The sequence below is a fragment of the Hydrogenophaga sp. R2 genome, assembly GCF_049843595.1.
In the GTDB taxonomy this organism is placed as follows: domain Bacteria; phylum Pseudomonadota; class Gammaproteobacteria; order Burkholderiales; family Burkholderiaceae_C; genus Hydrogenophaga.
This window is the reverse complement of record NZ_JBBHZN010000005.1, coordinates 134,798-151,859: the sequence shown is the minus strand read 5'-3', so window position 1 is coordinate 151,859 and position 17,062 is coordinate 134,798. Positions and strand designations below refer to the sequence as shown.

General features: G+C 69.6%; 21 protein-coding genes. 15 read left to right on the top strand and 6 right to left on the bottom strand.

Going from position 1 to position 17,062, the window contains the following annotated elements; all coding sequences use genetic code 11:
* Positions 1–16: 16 nt before the first annotated feature.
* From WD026_RS15865 to WD026_RS15855, 3 genes are all read right to left on the bottom strand, one after another.
* Complete coding sequence (locus WD026_RS15865) at positions 17–997, bottom strand: MBL fold metallo-hydrolase (protein WP_425724622.1); 981 nt, start codon at positions 995–997, stop codon at positions 17–19.
* Between the two features lie 79 nt (positions 998–1,076).
* Positions 1,077–1,676 (bottom strand): TetR/AcrR family transcriptional regulator, encoded by a 600-nt coding sequence (locus WD026_RS15860; protein WP_425724621.1) that lies wholly within the window; start codon positions 1,674–1,676, stop codon positions 1,077–1,079.
* 42 nt (positions 1,677–1,718) lie between these two features.
* Positions 1,719–1,979, bottom strand: coding sequence for a DUF2917 domain-containing protein (locus WD026_RS15855; RefSeq protein WP_425724620.1), 261 nt, complete (start codon positions 1,977–1,979; stop codon positions 1,719–1,721).
* 133 nt (positions 1,980–2,112) lie between these two features.
* On the opposite strand from WD026_RS15855, the gene WD026_RS15850 reads away from it, so the two are divergent.
* The 3 genes from WD026_RS15850 to WD026_RS15840 all read left to right on the top strand — a co-directional run bounded on the left by WD026_RS15850 (position 2,113) and on the right by WD026_RS15840 (position 4,640).
* Complete coding sequence (locus WD026_RS15850; protein WP_425724619.1) at positions 2,113–3,132, top strand: LysR substrate-binding domain-containing protein; 1,020 nt, start codon at positions 2,113–2,115, stop codon at positions 3,130–3,132.
* A gap of 67 nt (positions 3,133–3,199) precedes the next feature.
* A complete protein-coding gene (locus tag WD026_RS15845; protein ID WP_425724618.1) occupies positions 3,200–4,111 on the top strand; it encodes a DMT family transporter in 912 nt (303 codons plus the stop codon).
* Between the two features lie 214 nt (positions 4,112–4,325).
* Positions 4,326–4,640 carry a hypothetical protein gene (locus tag WD026_RS15840; protein WP_425724617.1) on the top strand — a complete coding sequence of 105 codons (315 nt, stop codon included), beginning with the start codon at positions 4,326–4,328 and terminating at the stop codon, positions 4,638–4,640.
* 9 nt (positions 4,641–4,649) lie between these two features.
* On the opposite strand, the gene WD026_RS15835 is transcribed toward WD026_RS15840, so the two are convergent.
* Positions 4,650–5,270: a 5-formyltetrahydrofolate cyclo-ligase gene (locus WD026_RS15835; protein WP_425724616.1), complete on the bottom strand. Its 621-nt coding sequence runs from the start codon at positions 5,268–5,270 to the stop codon at positions 4,650–4,652.
* Between the two features lie 10 nt (positions 5,271–5,280).
* Here WD026_RS15835 and WD026_RS15830 point away from each other — a divergent pair, with 10 nt between their 5' ends.
* From WD026_RS15830 to WD026_RS15805, 6 genes are all read left to right on the top strand, one after another.
* Entirely contained in the window at positions 5,281–7,377 is a 2,097-nt protein-coding gene (locus WD026_RS15830; RefSeq protein WP_425724615.1) for a transglycosylase SLT domain-containing protein, read from the top strand.
* Positions 7,378–7,389: 12 nt separating this feature from the next.
* Positions 7,390–8,343: a complex I NDUFA9 subunit family protein gene (locus WD026_RS15825; RefSeq protein ID WP_425724614.1), complete on the top strand. Its 954-nt coding sequence runs from the start codon at positions 7,390–7,392 to the stop codon at positions 8,341–8,343.
* A 142-nt stretch (positions 8,344–8,485) separates the two neighbouring features.
* Positions 8,486–8,782 (top strand): metal-sensitive transcriptional regulator, encoded by a 297-nt coding sequence (locus WD026_RS15820; protein ID WP_425724613.1) that lies wholly within the window; start codon positions 8,486–8,488, stop codon positions 8,780–8,782.
* A 68-nt stretch (positions 8,783–8,850) separates the two neighbouring features.
* The gene (locus tag WD026_RS15815; protein ID WP_425724612.1) at positions 8,851–9,543 is read left to right on the top strand and encodes a glutathione S-transferase family protein; all 693 of its coding nucleotides are present in this window, start codon (positions 8,851–8,853) and stop codon (positions 9,541–9,543) included.
* A gap of 12 nt (positions 9,544–9,555) precedes the next feature.
* On the top strand, positions 9,556–10,809 hold the full coding sequence (locus WD026_RS15810) for a multifunctional CCA addition/repair protein (RefSeq protein WP_425724611.1): 1,254 nt from the start codon (positions 9,556–9,558) through the stop codon (positions 10,807–10,809).
* 29 nt (positions 10,810–10,838) lie between these two features.
* On the top strand, positions 10,839–11,249 hold the full coding sequence (locus WD026_RS15805; protein ID WP_425724610.1) for a hypothetical protein: 411 nt from the start codon (positions 10,839–10,841) through the stop codon (positions 11,247–11,249).
* Positions 11,250–11,254: 5 nt separating this feature from the next.
* On the opposite strand, the gene WD026_RS15800 is transcribed toward WD026_RS15805, so the two are convergent.
* A complete protein-coding gene (locus WD026_RS15800; RefSeq protein WP_425724609.1) occupies positions 11,255–11,449 on the bottom strand; it encodes a DUF2905 domain-containing protein in 195 nt (64 codons plus the stop codon).
* Positions 11,450–11,458: 9 nt separating this feature from the next.
* On the bottom strand, positions 11,459–12,604 hold the full coding sequence (locus WD026_RS15795; protein WP_425724608.1) for a class I SAM-dependent methyltransferase: 1,146 nt from the start codon (positions 12,602–12,604) through the stop codon (positions 11,459–11,461).
* Here WD026_RS15795 and WD026_RS15790 point away from each other — a divergent pair.
* From WD026_RS15790 to WD026_RS15765, 6 genes are all read left to right on the top strand, one after another.
* On the top strand, positions 12,603–13,421 hold the full coding sequence (locus tag WD026_RS15790) for an SDR family oxidoreductase (protein WP_425724607.1): 819 nt from the start codon (positions 12,603–12,605) through the stop codon (positions 13,419–13,421). The two genes, WD026_RS15795 and WD026_RS15790, sit on opposite strands and share 2 nt — an antisense overlap.
* On the top strand, positions 13,411–13,812 hold the full coding sequence (locus WD026_RS15785) for a dihydroneopterin aldolase (protein WP_425724606.1): 402 nt from the start codon (positions 13,411–13,413) through the stop codon (positions 13,810–13,812). Before WD026_RS15790 ends, WD026_RS15785 begins: the two co-directional genes overlap by 11 nt.
* A complete protein-coding gene (locus tag WD026_RS15780; RefSeq protein ID WP_425724605.1) occupies positions 13,809–14,183 on the top strand; it encodes a dihydroneopterin aldolase in 375 nt (124 codons plus the stop codon). The genes WD026_RS15785 and WD026_RS15780 overlap by 4 nt, the downstream gene beginning before the upstream one ends.
* A gap of 82 nt (positions 14,184–14,265) precedes the next feature.
* Entirely contained in the window at positions 14,266–15,459 is a 1,194-nt protein-coding gene (locus WD026_RS15775; RefSeq protein ID WP_425724604.1) for an ATP-binding protein, read from the top strand.
* A 31-nt stretch (positions 15,460–15,490) separates the two neighbouring features.
* A complete protein-coding gene (gene ttcA, locus WD026_RS15770; RefSeq protein ID WP_425724603.1) occupies positions 15,491–16,384 on the top strand; it encodes a tRNA 2-thiocytidine(32) synthetase TtcA in 894 nt (297 codons plus the stop codon).
* Between the two features lie 12 nt (positions 16,385–16,396).
* Complete coding sequence (locus WD026_RS15765; RefSeq protein ID WP_425724602.1) at positions 16,397–17,062, top strand: DUF4136 domain-containing protein; 666 nt, start codon at positions 16,397–16,399, stop codon at positions 17,060–17,062.

Genomic DNA, 17,062 nt, shown 5'->3' with positions numbered 1-17,062 from the left:
ATGGTAGCGAGGCCGGTCAGGCCTGCAGCGAGGCCCACATTTCCTGGTCGCGCTCGGCGGTCCAGATGCGCGGGTGCTTGATGCCGCGGGCCTCGTCGTAGGCGCGGCTCACGTCGAAGGGCAGGCAGTGCTCGTAGATGAACACATGGCCGAACACCGGGTCCATCTTCTGGCGGGTGTGGGCCATGGCGGCCTTCAGGTCCATACCGGCAGCAGCGGCTTCGCGGGCGGCCTGGAACAGCGTGGTGACCCAGCGGGCGGTGTAGTCGAGTGCCTTGTTGACGTCGGCGTTGCCCTTCATGGCCTCGCCCCGGCCGGGGACGATGGCCTCGGCGCCCAGCGCCCGCAGCGCCTCCAGCGTGGCGGGCCACTCCTCCAGCTGCGCGTCCCCGGTGTAGACGCCGGCCTCGAACTCGACCAGATCGCCGCTGAACAGCACCTTCTCGGACTCGACCCAGGCAATGGTGTCGCCCTTGGTGTGGCCGGCGCCCGGGTGCCAGATCTCGACCTTCACGCCGCCCAGATCGAGGGTGAGGCTGCCCTGGCGGCCAGGCGTGCCGTCCCCGATCACCATCGTGGGCCAGGTCAGGCCGGGCACCGAATCGGCGCCCCGGAACAGGCGCGGGAAGCGCTCCATCTCGCTCTGCATGTCCTGCGCGCCACGCTCCACGATCAGGTCGTGGGTGCCACGGCTGGCGATCACCTCGGTCGCGCCCTCGGCCTTGAAGGCGCTGGCGCCCAGCACGCGCACCGCGTGGTAGTGGGTGAGCAGCACGTACTTGATGGGCTTGTCGCTGACCTGGCGGATGCGGCGGATCAGGTCCTGCGCCATGGCCGGGGTGGCGGTGGCATCGCTCACCAGGATGTACTGGTCACCGATGATCACGCCGGAGTTCGGGTCGCCTTCGGCGGTGTAGGCCCAGCAATGCGCGCTGAGCTGTTCGAAGGTGATGTTCTTGTCCTGCAGGTCGGCCTGGGAGGCGAAGGCTTTGCTCATGGGGGGTCTCCTGGATGGAAGCCAGAATTTTACTTAAACGAAACGTGTTTCGGATAAGTAAATCACAGGACCGGGAGGCTCAACCCGCCAGACCCCGGTCCAGCACCGCCACCACCTCCTCGGCAAAGCCGGCGTAGCTCATGGGCCCGCCGGGGCGCAGCCAGGTGAAGGTCCAGTTGATCATGCCGAACAGCATCATGGTCAGGGCCGTCTGGTTGGCCGGCGTCACCCGGTCCGGGTAGGCGCGGCGGATGAAGCGGGTGAAGGCGGCCACCACGTCGCGCTGGCGGTTGAGGATGAGCTCGCGCTGTACATCGCCCAGGAACTTGGTGTCGGACACCAGGGCCACATGGCGGGTGGCCGACGTCTCGTATTCCGCCAGGAACACCCGCACCAGGGCATGCAGGGCGTCGCGTTCGCTCAGGTTCTGGCGCTGGGCGTGGGCCTCGGCCTCGCCGATCAGGGCCAGCAGCCGCTGGGTGTAGCGGTCCAGCAGGTCGAACAGGATGGCTTCCTTGCTCTCGTAGTAGTGGTAGAGCCGCGCCTTGCTGGTGCCGCAGGCGGCCGCGATGTCGTTCATGCTGGCCGCCGGAAAGCTGCGGTTCGCGAAGCACTGCGCCGCCAGGTTGAGGATCTCGTCGCGCTTGAGGTCGTGGGTGGGGGACTTGGGGCGGGCCATGCGGGGCATTCTGCCAGCGGCCCCCGCCCCGGGGGCCGGCCGTCAGGCGGCGGCCAGGGCAAAGCGCAGCACGCCCCCGCCGCAGGGCCAGGCCTCCACCACCACATGCGCACCGGCCGGCACGTCCACCCCGTCGCCGGCGCAGACCACGCGGTCGCTGCCGTCGCCCCAGGTGACCCAGGCCCGGCCTTCGCGCACGGCCAGCCGGCTGGGCGCCGAAGGCCGCAGGCTGGCGGCGCCACCCGCCCCGAGCTGCCACAGCGGAGCGGCGCTGAAAGATTCTGCAGATGCATGAATGGACATGATGGACTCCTGCGGTTGACCGGATCGGAACGCCTCTTTGTTGATGCAGATGTTGCTGCGCAGCAGGGCTTTGGTCCAATGAAAACGCCGGCCATAATCCATTCGCTTTCTGCATCAATCTGCCCACACCCCCATGCCGCCCACCAGCCGCTCCCGCCCCGTCTCCGTCGGCCAGTTCCGCGCCTTCGAGGCGGTGGCCCGGCTGCTCAACTTCCGGGCCGCGGCCGACGAGCTGTCGCTCACCCAGAGCGCGGTCAGCCGCCAGATCCAGGCGCTGGAGGACGAAATCGGCGCACCGCTCTTCCTGCGCCACACCCGCTCGGTGCAGCTCACCGGGGCCGGCGCCCAGCTGCTGCGGGCGGTCGATCCGGCACTCGACCGCATCGACAGCGCGGTGCGGCAGATCCGCCAGGGCGCGGGCCGTCGCGGCGTGGCCATCACCACCTGGGCCTCGTTCGCCTCCATGTGGCTCATTCCCCGGCTGGAGCACTTCCAGCGGGAACACCCGGACATCGACATCCGCATCGACGCCACCGACAACACCGTCGACCTGGCCACCGCCGACGTGGACCTGGCCCTGCGCTACGGTGCGCCCGAGAACGCGCCGCCCAACGCAGTGCGGCTGTTCGGCGAGCAGCTCACCCCGGTGGCCAGCCCCTGGCTGCTGCAGACGCACCCCATCCGCACCCCGGCCGATCTGGCGGGCGTGGCACTCATCGAAGCCGGTGACGCCCACCGCACCCGGCACCTCGAATGGCTCACATGGCAACGCTGGCTCGACACGCACGGCCAGATCACGCCGCCGCGACGGGGCAGCGCCGGCCGGCGGCCCGCCGCGTCGGCCCTGCAGCCCCAGCGCTGGCTCTACTTCAACTACGCCCACCAGATCGTGCAGGCCGCACTCACCGGCCAGGGCGTGGCCATGGCCCGCCTGCCGCTGGTGGCCGAGAGCCTGGCCAGCGGCGCGCTGGTGGAGCCGCTGCCGGCCTGCCGCATGGACTCGCCACTGGCGTACTGGCTGGTCACCGGCCCGCAACGCACCCGCCGGCCCGAGGTGCAGGCCTTCTGCGACTGGCTGCTGCTGCAGGCCGCCGCCACGCGTGAGGCCATCGGCGACACCCCCGACCCCGACACGGTGGACCTGATCGACTGAGACCGGGCGGAACCGATGCGCGCCCCACGCTGGTGCACACTCGACCGCTTTTGCCGAGAGTCCCGCCATGTCCCCCAGCCGCTCCTCCAGCAACCTGCGCAGCATCGTCGCCATGCTGGTGGCCGTGGGTTTCTTTGCGTTGATGGACGCGGTGCTCAAGACCCTGGCCGCGCGCTACCCGGTCATGCAGATCGCCGCCCTGAGGGGGCTGACCTGCCTGCCGCTGGTGCTGGCCTGGATCACCTGGAACGGCGCCTGGGGCCGCATCAAGCCGGCCCGCTGGTCACTGCACCTGCTGCGCGGGGCCCTCAGCGTGGCCATGCTGTCGCTCTTCACCCTGGGTGTGCGCGACCTGCCGCTGTCCGCCGCCTACACCCTGTTCTTTGTTGCGCCGCTGCTGATCACGGTGCTGTCAGTGCCGGTGCTGGGCGAGCGGGTGCCGTGGGTGCACTGGGTGGCGGTGGCGGTGGGCTTTGCCGGTGTGCTGGTGGCGCTGCGGCCCAGCGGCCAGGACCTGCAGGCCGGTCTGGTCACCGCCGGCGGGCTGGCGGTGCTGGGGGCGGCGCTGTGCTACGCCATCTCGGCCGTGGTGGGCCGGCTGGCCAGCCGCACCGACAGCAGCGAAGGCATGGTGCTGTGGATGACGCTGCTGCTGTCACTGGCTGCCACCACCCTGGCCGCGCCGCACTGGCAGGCCATCGCCCGCGCCGATCTGCCGCTGCTGCTGGCCCTGGCCATCACCGGCTTCGGCGGTCAGCTGGCCATCACCGAGGCCTTCCGGCACGGTCAGGCCTCGGCCGTGGCGCCGTTCGAATACAGCGCCCTGGCCTGGGGCGTGATGCTGGACTGGTTCATCTGGCAGGCCCTGCCGGAGGCCCACACCTGGCTGGGCGCGGCCATCATCATCGGCAGCGGGCTGTGGCTGGTGCGGCATGAGCAGCGCATCACCGAGGCCCACGCCAACCCCGATCGGGTGTGACCAGCTGTCCGCTCACCGGATCGGCTGGCTGCATGAAAGACACCAACAGGCTTTTCCAATCCAGACGGAATAAGCCATCATGATTTCATCACCTGGTCAGCAAACCCTCCCGCCCACCCGATCCGGTTCGTCGTCGCCGGATCGGTCACCCCGCCCCGAGATCGAATCGTCCAGCGTCAGTACCACGCCCACCTACTCCCCCAGGGTCGGAACGGTGTCTGAAACCCCACCTCAGGTGCAGCCTCCATCGGACCCGGAGCTGCGTGGCGTCCACCTTCATGAGCTGCTGAACAAGGCCTACCACCTGTCCATCACGGTGGAGATCTACGCCAGCGACAGCCATCTGGCCAGTCCGGCGATCCAGCAGGATCTGATCCGTTACACCGCAGAGCTGTCGACATGCATGTCGCAACTGCAGGGACAGCTGGCGCATCACCAGCCTGGTTCGTGGGCAGGCGGCAAGATTCGCGAGAGTCTGCAGCAAGCCCGGCTGAGCATCGCGAGCGTCCCGAGCGTCCCGAGCTTCTGATCGATCCGTTCAGCGCACCGGCCAGGCCACGCCGGTGTCGCACAGGATGGCGTCCAGTGGCTGGTCGTGGGGCTCGGGCTCCAGGTCGGGCAGGTAGCCGAAGTCGTAGCCCAGGCCCACGGTGAAGGGCTTGGGCTGCAGGGCGGCCAGGGTGCGGTCGTAGAAGCCGCCGCCATAACCCAGCCGGTAGCCGCCCGGGCCATGACCCACGCAGGGCACGAAGATGAGCGTGGGCACCACCACCTCGGTGTCCTTGGGCTTGGGAATGCCGTAGGCGTCTTCCTCCATGGGGCAGCCGGGGTACCAGGTGTGGAAGGTCAGCGTCTTGTCCACCTTGTTCACCACCGGCAGGCCGATGCGGCGCTGGCGGGCGGCGCTGGCCGCGTCCTCCTCCAGCCCGGCTTCCTGCCAGCGGAACAGCGCCGGCAGCGGATCGAACTCCCCCTTGATGGGCCAGTAGGCCCCGATCACCGTGTCGGGCCGGTGGATCAGCCACACACGCATCACGCGCTGCAGCAGGTCGTTGCGCCAGGCCCGGTCGGCCAGGTTCTGGCGCTTCTCCACCAGGGACTTGCGCCAGGCCATCTTGCGGGCAGCCACAGGGGAACTCTCTGGGGGTTTGGTATCCATAATCGGGGCGATGTCTTTCGTGATTCCATCGATCTCGGCCGGGGCGTGGCGCCGGCCCATTATGGCGGGGCTGCTGGCCGCCGCCCTGACCCCCTTCGGCGTGCTGGCCCAGGCCCCCGCAGCTGCCCCGGGCGACACCGCCCTGCTGGACATGCGCGACGCCTTCCGGCTGGGCCGCACCGCGCAGCTGGGCCAGTCGCTGCCCAAGGTCCAGGGCCATGTGCTGGAGCCGCTGGCGCGCTACTGGGAGATGCGCGCGCGGCTCGAATCGGCACCGGCGGCCGACATCCGCGCTGCGCTGGACGCCATGGCCGGCACCTACTGGGAAGACCGGCTGCGCAACGACTGGCTGCTGCTGCTCGGCCGGCAGCGCAACTGGGCCGATTTCGAGCTGGAGCGCCCGCGCTTTCGCATGAACGACGACCGCCAGGTGCGGTGCTACGGCCTCATGCTGGACGCTGTGGCCGGCCGTGTGGAGCCCGCCCAGGCCGCAGCCCGGGTGCAGGTGGAATGGCTGGCCCAGAAGGACCAGGACACCGGCTGCGCCACCGCCGCCGAAGCGCTGCTGCAGAGCGGGCATCTGGACGTGAAGGCGGTGTGGATGCGGGCCCGCCTGATGATGGAGACCGGCAAGACCCGGGCGGCCAGCCAGGCCGTGGCCCTGCTGAACCCGGAATGGGCAGCGCGGCTGGACACCATTGCCGCCGAGCCGCAGCGCTACCTCGACGGCAAGCTCACCGCGTTCCGCACCTTCACCAAGGAACTGGTCACGCTGGCCATCATCCGGCTGGCCAGCAACGACCCGGCCGCTGCGGCCGCCGAGGTGGACCACCTGCGCTGGCGCACCCAGCTCACCCGTGACGAGCGCGACTGGCTCTGGGGCGTGATCGGCAAGCGCGCCGCGCAGAAGTTCATGCCGCAGGCGGTGGACTACTTTGCCCGCGGCAGCGAACGCGGCATGGCCGACGACCACCTGGCCTGGAAGGTGCGGGCCGGTCTGCGCGCCGGACGCTGGAGCATGGTGCGCGAAGCGGTGGACGCCATGGGGCCGGCCCAGCAGTCCGACCCGGCCTGGGTGTACTGGAAGGCGCGTGCCCTGCTGGCCCAGGCCGGCCTGGAATCGGCCGCCGGCGTGCCGGATGCCAGCGCCCCGGCCGTGCCGCCCGGCACCGCCGTGGTGGGCGCCTCGCCCGCGCCCGAGGTGCTGCAGGCCCGGCAGCTGCTGGCCGGCATCGCCTCGCCCCACGGCTTTTACGAGCAGCTGGCGCTGGAGGCACTGGGCCTGAAGGTCAGCCTGCCGCCCCCGCCACCCCCGCCCACGGCGGCCGAGCTGAGCGACATCACCCGCGACCCCGGCATCCGCCGCGCCCTGGCCGCCTACCGGCTGGGCCTGCGCAGCGAAGCCAACCGTGAATGGAACTACAGCATCGCCCTGCACACGCCGGGCGGCATGACCGAGCGCGAACTGCTGGCCGCTGCCACGCTGGCCTGCCGCGAACAGCTGTGGGACCGCTGCATCCACACCAGCCTGCGCAACCGCTCGCAGATCGACATGGCGCTGCGGTACCCCACGCCGTTCCGCGACGCGGTGCTGGGCCGCACCCGGGAGATCGGGCTGGAGCCGGGCTATGTGTACGGCCTCATCCGCCAGGAAAGCCGCTTCGTCACCGACGCCCGTTCCGGCGTGGGTGCCGCCGGCCTGATGCAGGTCATGCCCGCCACCGCCCGCTGGACCGCACGGCGCATCGGCCTGAGCGATTTCCGGCCGGCCCAGATCAACGAGCGCGACACCAACATCCAGATCGGCACCGCCTACCTCAAGTTCGCGCTGGACGACTTCGAAGGCTCCATGCCGCTGGCCGCCGCGGCCTACAACGCCGGCCCCGGCCGGGCACGCGCCTGGCGCGAAGGCCCGGTGCTGCCGGGCGAGGTGTGGGCCGAGACCATCCCCTTCGAAGAGACCCGCGACTACGTCAAGCGGGTGCTGTCCAACACCACGCTGTACGCCGCGCTGCTCAGCGGCCAGCCGCAGTCGCTGCGGCAGCGGCTGGGCACCGTGGGGCCACGCAGTACGTCGGCTCCCCCGCCCAATACCGACCTCCCCTGAAGCTTGTCTGCCATGAAAAAAGTCCTGATCACCGGGGGCACCGGCTTTGTCGGTCGCCACGTCTGCGAAAAACTGCACCGCCTGGGCTGGCACATCACCGTGCCCACGCGCCGCATGGCCAAGGCGGCGGCGGTGCAGCACCTGCCCCGTGTCACCGTGCTGGAAGCCGACATCCACCAGCCCGGCGCGCTGGAGCGCCTGCTGCCGGGCCACGACGCGGTGGTGCACCTGGTGGCCATCCTGCATGGCAGCGAAGCGGCCTTCGAACAGGCCCATGTGGCCCTGCCGCGCCAGCTGGCGGCGGCCATGAAGACCGCCGGTGTGCAGCGCCTGGTGCACGTGAGTGCCCTGGGCGTGTCGGCGGAGGGCCCCTCGCTGTACCAGCGCAGCAAGGCGCGGGGCGAGGCCCTGCTGCGCGAGTCCGGCCTGGACCTGACCATCCTGCGCCCGAGCGTGATCTACGGCCAGGGCGACCGCTTCCTCAACCTGTTCGCGCAGATGCAGTCGGTGCTGCCCTTCGTGCCGCTGGCCAGTGCCGGCGCCCGCTTCCAGCCGGTCTGGGTGGAAGACGTGGCCGAAGCGGTGGCCGCCTCGCTGGACCCGGCCCGGCATGGCCGCGACAGCATCGGCCAGACCTACGACGCCGCAGGGCCCGACGTGCTGACACTGGCCCAGCTGGTGCAGCTGGCCGGCCGCCTGGGCAGCCGGCAGCGCCCGGTGATTCCGCTGCCGGGCTTCGTGGCGCAGGTCCAGGCCCGGCTGATGGAGCTGGCGCCCGGCGAGCCGCTGATGAGCCGCGACAACCTGGCCGCCATGACGGTGGACAACGTGGCCGACGGCCGCCTGCCCGGCCTGCCGGCGCTGGGCATCACGCCGGCCGCCATCGAAGCGGTGGCGCCGCGCTACCTGGGCCACCGGGGTGGCCGGGACGCCCTGCTCGACTACCGTCGGCAGCCACCCCGCTGACGTGGCGGTCGCGTGGGGCCATACCCCACTCGGAACCCTGCCGCCAGTCGCCTGATTAATCACTTCGGGTTACATGGATCGATTTTTTGGCACACTCCCCTCGGGTATTGAATGAATACCTTTTACCTAAAGGGCAATGACCATGTCGCTTCCATCCACCAAATCCGGCATCCCCAACCTCACCGAAGCCCAACGCGACGTCATCAACCGGCTCAAGCGCATCGACGGCCAGGTCGGTGGCCTCATCCAGATGATCCTGGAAGGCCGCAACTGCGAAGAGGTGGCCCAGCAGATGGCCGCGGTGCGCAAGGCCATGGACAAGGCCTTCTACCGCATGATGGCCTGCGACATGCTCGAAGCCATTGCCAGCACGGTGGCCGAGTCCTCGGCGGTGCGGGACGTCGAACGCTCCACCCGCATCCTCGAAAAATACGCCTGAGCCTCCCCGGTCCGGCGGACGCCTAACATCGGGGCCTCACACCGGGGTGGTGTGGAAGGATCCCCGTCATGGCGCTGCAGCTCTACATCGGCAACAAGAACTACTCCTCCTGGTCCATGCGGCCCTGGGTGATGCTCCGGCAGGCGGGCATCCCCTTCGAGGAGGTCATGGTCCGCTTCGATTCCTTCGAAGCCGGATCCGGCTTCAAGCAGAAGCTCAAGGCGATCAGCCCGGTCGGCAAGGTGCCGGTGCTGGTCGACGACGGCTTTGCGGTCTGGGACACGCTGGCGATTGCGGAATACGCGGCCGAACGCTTCCCCGACCGCCAGCTCTGGCCGGCCGATGCCCGTGCCCGCGCGCGGGCCCGCAGCGTCTGCGCCGAGATGCACAGCGGCTTCTCGGCCCTGCGCAGCGCCTGCCCCATGAACATCGAAGCCCACCTGCCCGACGTGGGTCGCCTGATCTGGCGCGACCGGCCGGGCGTGCGCGCCGACCTGGCCCGGCTGTGCGGCCTGTGGGGTGAGCTTCTGGCAGCGCAGCCGGCAGGCTCGCTGCTGTTCGGCCACTTCACCATCGCCGACGCCTACTTCGCACCGGTCTGCATGCGCATCCGCACCTACGGCCTGCCGGTGCCGGCCGACATCCAGTCCTATGTGGACCGGGTGGCGGCGCTGCCCGGGGTCAAGGCCTGGATCGACGATGCCCTGGCCGAGGGCGACTTCCTGGACTTCGAAGAGCCCTACCGTCTGGGCCGCGGCTGATCGATCGACCCCATGCAGATCTACCTGGTCGGCGGTGCGGTGCGCGATGCGCTCATGGCGCGTTCGGCGGGTGCGGTCTCGCACAGCGACCGCGACTGGGTGGTGGTGGGCGCCACACCCCAGGCCATGAACGATGCCGGCTTCCTGCCGGTGGGGCGCGACTTCCCGGTCTTCCTGCACCCGCAGACCCGGGAGGAATACGCCCTGGCCCGCACCGAACGCAAGACCGCGCCGGGCTACCACGGCTTCGCCTTCCACGCCGATCCGGGGGTCACGCTGGAAGACGATCTGGCCCGGCGAGACCTCACCATCAATGCCATGGCGGTGCCGCAGGACCACGCCGATGCACCGGCACAAGGGCCGCTGATCGACCCCTACGGCGGCGCACGCGACCTGCAGGACCGCGTGCTGCGTCACGTGACCGCCGCCTTTGCCGAAGACCCGGTGCGCATCCTGCGCCTGGCCCGCTTTGCGGCCCGTTTCCCCGACTTTTCGGTGGCGCCCGAAACCCTCGAGCTGATGCGGCAGATGGTGACCGACGGTGAAGTGGACCACCTGGTGCCCGAGCGGGTGTGGCAGGAGATCGCCCGGGGTCTGATGGAGCAGCGCCCCAGCCGCATGCTGACCGTGCTGCGCGATTGCGGCGCCCTGGCGCGGCTGCTGCCCGAGGTGGACCGGCTGTGGGGCGTGCCGCAACGGGCCGAGCACCATCCCGAAGTGGACACCGGCGTGCACCTGATGATGGTGCTGGACATGGCCGCACGCCTGCAGGCGCCGCTGCCGGTGCGCTATGCCTGCCTGGGGCACGACCTGGGCAAAGGCACCACGCCACCGGCCGAATGGCCGCGCCACATCGGCCACGAAGCCCGCAGCGCACGGCTGCTCAAGGATGTGGGGCAACGCCTGCGGGTGCCGCTGGCCTGCCAGGAGCTGGCCGACGTGGTGGCCCGGGAGCACGGGCATATCCATGGCAGCGGCGGCCTGTCGCCCGCGGCCACCTTGCGGCTGCTGGAGCGCTGCGACGCCATCCGCAAGCCCGAGCGTTTTGCACAGGCCCTGCTGGCCTGCGAATGCGATGCCCGTGGCCGGCTCGGACACGAAGAACGGGACTACCCGCAGGCGCAACGTCTGGCGGCCGCCCTGAAGGCCGTGCTGGCGGTGGACACCTCGGTGGTGGCGGCTGCCGCCATGGCCGACGGACTCAGCGGACCGCGCATAGGCGAGCGGATCCATCAGGCACGCGTGGACGCCTTGCAGGCGCTGTGAGAGCATGAGCGGCTCGATCAGGAGGCCGCATGCCGCAACGCAATCTGCTCAACCACCCGCTGGCCGACGGCATCCGGCGCCTGGGTTTTCGCAAGTGGTACGAGCGTGAGCTGCTGTCCAGCCACGCGCACATGACGCTGGCCATCCTGGCGGCGGTGGCCATGCTGGCCAGCTTCGAGGCCTTCCAGGGCGGCAGCCTGGCCGACAAGCTGATGGATGTGGTGTTCGTGGTGGTGAGCGGCGCCATTGCGCTGTGGGCGCTGCGCCGCTACATCTTCTTGCTGATGCATGCCGAGGAAGTGGCCAACCAGGCCAACTGCACCAACTGCCAGGCCTACGGACAGCTGCGCCTGCAGGACGATCCCGGTCACCATCGGCCAGGCATGGTGCCGGTGTGCTGCAAGCGCTGCGGTTTTCGCTGGACCTTGCAGGACGACTGAACCGGTCAGATCAGATAACCCACCAGGCTGGCGATGAAGCTCAGCAGCACGGTGGAGGCGAACGGCAGGAACCAGTCGCGGCCGAAGGCGCGGAAGCGCAGATCGCCCGGCAACCGGCCCAGACCCATCTTCTGCAGCAGCGGCGTGGCCCAGCTGATCAGCAGCAGGGCCAGGAAGATGACGATCATCCAGCGGATCATGGCCGGTCCTCAGAGTCGGTGGGTGCGGTCGCCGGAGGCAAAGCCCAGCGGCACCCAGCCCTCGGCCGACGCCGCCGGCGCCAGCGCAATCACCTTGAACAGCTCGCCCATCTCGTGTTCGAGCACCAGCTTCTGCATGAGCGCGTTCTCGCGCACGCCGGCATCGCGGGCCAGGTCCAGCAGGCCGGCGTTCAGCAGAAAGCGGCCCTGGCTGGTGTAGCCCAGCACCGACAGGCCGGCGTCCTGCGCCGCCAGCGCAATGCCGGTGAAATTGACGTGCGCGGTGATGTCTTTCTGCCCCGGATCGGCCAGGGGGTCGCTGTCGCTGCGGTGGGCCCGGTGGCACACCAGCGTGCCCATGTGGCGCTGCGGGTGGTAGTACTCGGCCTCGGGGAAGCCGTAGTCGAAGAGGAAGGCGGCGCCCCGCCTCAGCCGGTCGCCCAGGGTGCGCACGAAGGCTTCGGCCTGGGGGTGGATTTCGGTCAGGACATCGTGCGGGCCGTCGATGGCCAGTGGCGGGCGGGCGTCGGTGGCGCGGTCGGACCAGGCGAGCTGGCCGTCGGCATCCAGCACCACGCCGCGCTCGTGCCACACACCGCCCAGGCGGTGCAGCAGCCGCACCGGCATGGCGTCCAGCACCTCGTTGCCCACCACCACGCCCTCGATGGTGCCGGGCAGTTCCGACACCCAGCGCACCCGGTGGGCATGGGCCGACAGCGTGGCGGCCTGCCGTTCACGCAGGCTGCCGGAGAGGTCGACGATGGTGTAGCGGCTGGGTGCGCAGCCCAGCGCATCCAGGGCGTCCAGCAGCTGCAGCGCCAGCGCACCGGAGCCGGCGCCGAACTCCCACACCGCGTCGGTGCCGGTGGCCTGCAGGGCCTGCTGCACCTGGCGGGCCAGGGTGTGACCGAACAAGGGGGTGAGTTCGGGCGCGGTGACGAAGTCGCTGCCGGACTGCGGCAGGTGGCCGAACTTGGGCGCGGTGTTGGCGTAGTAGCCCAGCCCGGGCTCGTACAACGCGATGGCCATGTAGCGGTCGAAGGGCAGCCAGCCGCCGGCCTCGCCGATGGCCTGGCGCAGGCGCGCCAGAAGGGCGGTCGTTACACTGGAGGGTTCGTTCACGGCAGCGGGTGGCACCCGCCGATTGTCCCCCATGAATCCCCCTACTCCCGGATCCGCGCACCCCGGCGCGGTCCTGATCACCGGCGGTTCGCTGCGCCTGGGCGCCGAGCTGGTGCACGCCTTCGCGCGGGCCGGGTGGCAGGTGTGGTGCCACTACAGCCGCTCGGCCGAAGCGGCGTCGGCCCTGGCGGCCGAGCTGCGGCAGACCGGTGCCCGCATCGACACGGTGCGCGCCGACCTGGCCGACAGCGCGCAGGTGGAAGCCATGATGGCCCACATCGAACAGCACGGTGGCCCGCTGCGGGCGGTGGTGAACAACGCGTCCACCTTCGAGCCAGACACCGGGATCGACTTCGACCCCGCCATGGCGCGGCTGCAGCTGGAAGTGAACCTGATCGCCCCGCTGCTGCTCGGCCGCGAGCTGGCCCGCATGCAGCAACGCCACGGCCTGCCCGACGCCTGTGTGCTGCATGTGCTGGACCAGAAGGTGCACAACCTCAACCGCGACTACTTCTCGTACACCGTGTCCAAGCTGGCGCTGGAGCGCTCGGTGGCGCTGCAGGCCCAGGCCCTGGCGCCGGGCGTGCGGGTGAACGCGGTGGCCCCGGGCCTGATGTACCTGAGCGGTCCGCAGCAGCCCGAGAACTTCGAACGCGCCAGCCGCGTCAACCTGTTGCGTCGCCCGACCGATCCGGCCCAGGTGGCGCAGACCTGCGTGTTCCTGGCCAGCCACACCGGCATCACCGGCACCACGGTCAATGTGGACAGTGGCCAGCACCTGGTGCCGCTGGAGCGCGACGTGATGTTCGTGGTGGAAGAACTCATGCAGGAGAAGCCCCTTGACCGCTGACCTCAATGCCCTGCTGCTGAACTGCCGCAAGCTGTTCCTGCGCCGCCACGAGGTGATGGTGCAGATCGGCATCCACGACTTCGAGAAGACCGCGCCGCAGCGCCTGTGGATCGACGTCGAGCTGTATGTGCCGCTGGCGCAGTCCACGCCCAAGGGCGACCGCATCGACGAGGTGGTGGACTACGACTTCGTCCGCGAGGTGGTGGCTCAGCGCATCGCCCGTGGCCATATCGGCCTGCAGGAAACCCTGGTGGACGAGCTGGTGGACCGGCTGCTGCAGAACCCGGGTGTGGCGGCCGTGCGCCTGTCCACCTGCAAGCCCGACGTCTACCCCGACTGCGAGGCGGTGGGGGTGGAGGTGTTCCGGTTGCGCCCGCAGGAGGCAGCATGAACCACACCCACGCCGGCACCCAGATCCTCACGCTCACCGGGCTGCGCTTCAACGCCAACCTGGGCATCCTCGACCACGAGAAAGTCAGCCCGCAGCCCATCCAGGTGGACGCCGAGCTCAACCAGGGCACCCAGCCCCTGCTGCCGCACGACGACGACATCACCCATGTGCTGGACTACCGCAAGGTGCGCCAGATCATCATCGACGAGTGCACCGCCGAGCATGTGAACCTGCTCGAGAGCCTGATCGGCAAGCTGGCGCGGCGGCTGATGCAGCTGCCCGGCGTGATCGGCGTGCGCGTGAAGATCGCCAAGCTCGAGATCTTCGACGACTGCGAAGTGGCCATCCGCATGGAAAGCGGACAGTGGTGAACCCAGGACGGGCCCGACGGATGGAATCAAGCAAGTTTAGGCAAGTTATTAAAATTCAATAACTTCTAAAACATCGCTTGATATGAACCCCGTCTCCAACCCCTTCGCCCCGGGCGCCGGCGCACCTCCCCCGGAACTGGCCGGGCGCGACCTGCTGCGCGAGAACCTGCGGGTGGCGCTGGAGCGGTCCCGGTTGGGGCGCCCGGCGCGCAGCGCCATCCTGATCGGCCTGCGGGGCGTGGGCAAGACGGTACTGCTCGACCGGGTGCGCGACGACGCCGAGGCCTCCGGCATCCACACCATCCGGCTGGAAGCCCCCGAGGGGCGTTCACTCCCGGCCATGCTGGCACCACAGCTGCGGCAAGCCCTGCTGCGATTGAGCCAGACGGAAGCAGCCAAGGCCTATGCCGTGCGTGGTCTGCGGGCACTGGCCGGCTTCGTGGGCAAGCTCAAGCTCACCTACAACGACATCGAAGTCGGCCTGGATTACGAGCCCGAACCGGGTCTGGCCGACAACGGCGACCTGGAACATGACCTGCAGGCCCTGATGGAGCAGGCGGGCCTGGCCGCCAAGGCCGGTGGCACGGCCCTGGCCCTGTTCATCGACGAGCTGCAGTACGTCGGGGAGCCTGAACTGGCCGCCCTCATCACGGCACTGCACCGCATCTCGCAGCGCCAGCTGCCCGTGGTGCTGGTGGGCGCCGGGCTGCCGCAGCTGCGCGGCCAGATGGGCAATGCCAAGTCGTATGCGGAACGCCTTTTCGACTTCCCCGAGATCGGCGCCCTGCCACCTGAGGCGGCCCGGCAGGCCATCGAGAAGCCGCTGTTGGGCGAAGGGGTGCGCATCACGGCGCAGGCGCTGGACGAAATCCTGGAGCGCAGCCAGGGCTACGCCTACTTCCTGCAGACCTGGGGCAGCGAAGCCTGGCTGGCGGCCGATGGCAGCCCCATCGAGGCCGCCGACCTGCACAAGGCCAGTGCCAGCGCCATGGCCTCGCTGGACCACAGCTTCTTTCGGGTGCGCTTCGAACGGTGCACCCCAAAAGAGCGCCGCTACCTGCGGGCCATGGCCGAGCTGGGCGCCGGGCCGCACCGGTCGGGCGACATCGCGGCATGCCTGGGCGAAAAGGTGTCGTCGCTGGCGCCCACCCGGGCCACCCTGATCGCCAAAGGCATGGTGTGGAGCCCCACCCACGGCGACACCGCCTTCACCGTGCCGATGTTCGATGGCTTCATGAAGCGCATCCTGCCCGGCGAAGAATGGCGCCAGCCCTGACCCACCGCATGCGCACCTCAAGGACCCTGCCATGAACGAATCCCTGGAAAACCACAAGCTCGAAAAGCGCCTGTGCCGCGAGGTCGGCCGCGCCATCACCGACTACAACATGATCGGCGAGGGCGACCGCGTGATGGTCTGCCTCTCGGGTGGCAAGGACAGCTACGGCATGCTCGACATCCTGCTCAAGCTGCAGCAGCGCGCGCCGGTCAGCTTCGAGCTGATCGCGGTCAACCTCGACCAGAAGCAGCCCGGCTTTCCCGAGCACGTGCTGCCCGAGTACCTGTCGAAGCTGGGTGTGAAGTTCCACATCGAGAACCAGGACACCTACTCCATCGTCAAGCGCGTGATCCCCGAAGGCAAGACGCTGTGCAGCCTGTGCAGCCGCCTGCGCCGGGGCATCCTGTACCGGGTGGCCGACGAGCTGGGCTGCAACCGCATCGCCCTGGGCCACCACCGCGACGACATCCTGCAGACGCTGCTGCTCAACATGTTCTTCGGCGCCAAGCTCAAGGGCATGCCGCCCAAGCTGGTGAGCGACGACGGTCGCCATGTGGTGATCCGGCCCATGGCCTACGTGGCCGAGAAGGACCTGATCCGCTGGGCCGAGATCCGGCAGTTCCCCATCATTCCCTGCACCCTGTGCGGCAGCCAGGAAAACCTGCAGCGCAAGCAGGTGGGCAATCTGCTGCGCGAGTGGGACGCGCGCTTCCCGGGTCGGCTGGAGAACATGTTCAACTCGCTGCAGAACGTGGTGCCCAGCCACCTGATGGACCGGCAGCTGTTCCCGTTCGGCACACTCGAAGCCACCGGCGTGCCCGATCCCGACGGCGACAAGGCCTTCGACACCGAGATGCCCACACCCGCCATCGATCCCGGGAACCCGGCCCCGGCCCGGCCGGTCATACCGATCGCTGCCGACTGAGCCCTTGCTGCCATGACCCTCTGCTTCACCGCCTCCGGACTGCGCCGACTCGGCGCTGCGGCCCTGCTGGGCGGCTCGCTGCTGTTGAGCGGCTGCGCCAGCGTGATGCTGGTGGACAACGAGGTGCAGAGCCATCCGCGCTGGAGCGAGCGGGGCAACGGCATCCCCCAGGCACCCCAGGTGTTCCGCTTCGAACGCACGCCCTCGCAGGAAGGCGGTCGTGCCGGTGCCAGCCAGGACATGCTGGAGCGGCTGACCGCCCAGTCGCTGGCGCGGGCGGGCTGGACGCCGTCGGCCGGCAACGTGCGGGCGCCCTGGTCGGTGGAGGTCAATGCCCTGGTGGTGCAGCTGCCGCGGGCACCCTGGGAGAGCCCCTACGACGGCTTTTACAGCCCGTTCGGGCCGCGCTGGGGCCACCCCTACGGCCCCGGCTTTTACGGCCCCGGCTTCTACGGACCGGTGTTTCCCCGGCTGGAGTCGCCCTACTACCAGCGCCGGGTGACGGTGCTGGTGCGCAATGCCGCCAACGGGCAGGTGGTGTATGAGACCAGCGCGGCCCACGACGGGCGCTGGAACGGCACCGAGTCGCTCTGGCAGGCCATGCTGGACGCGGCCCTCCAGGGATTCCCGAGCGCCCCCGAAGGCCGGCGCCGGGTCGACATCGAAGTGCCCCGCTGA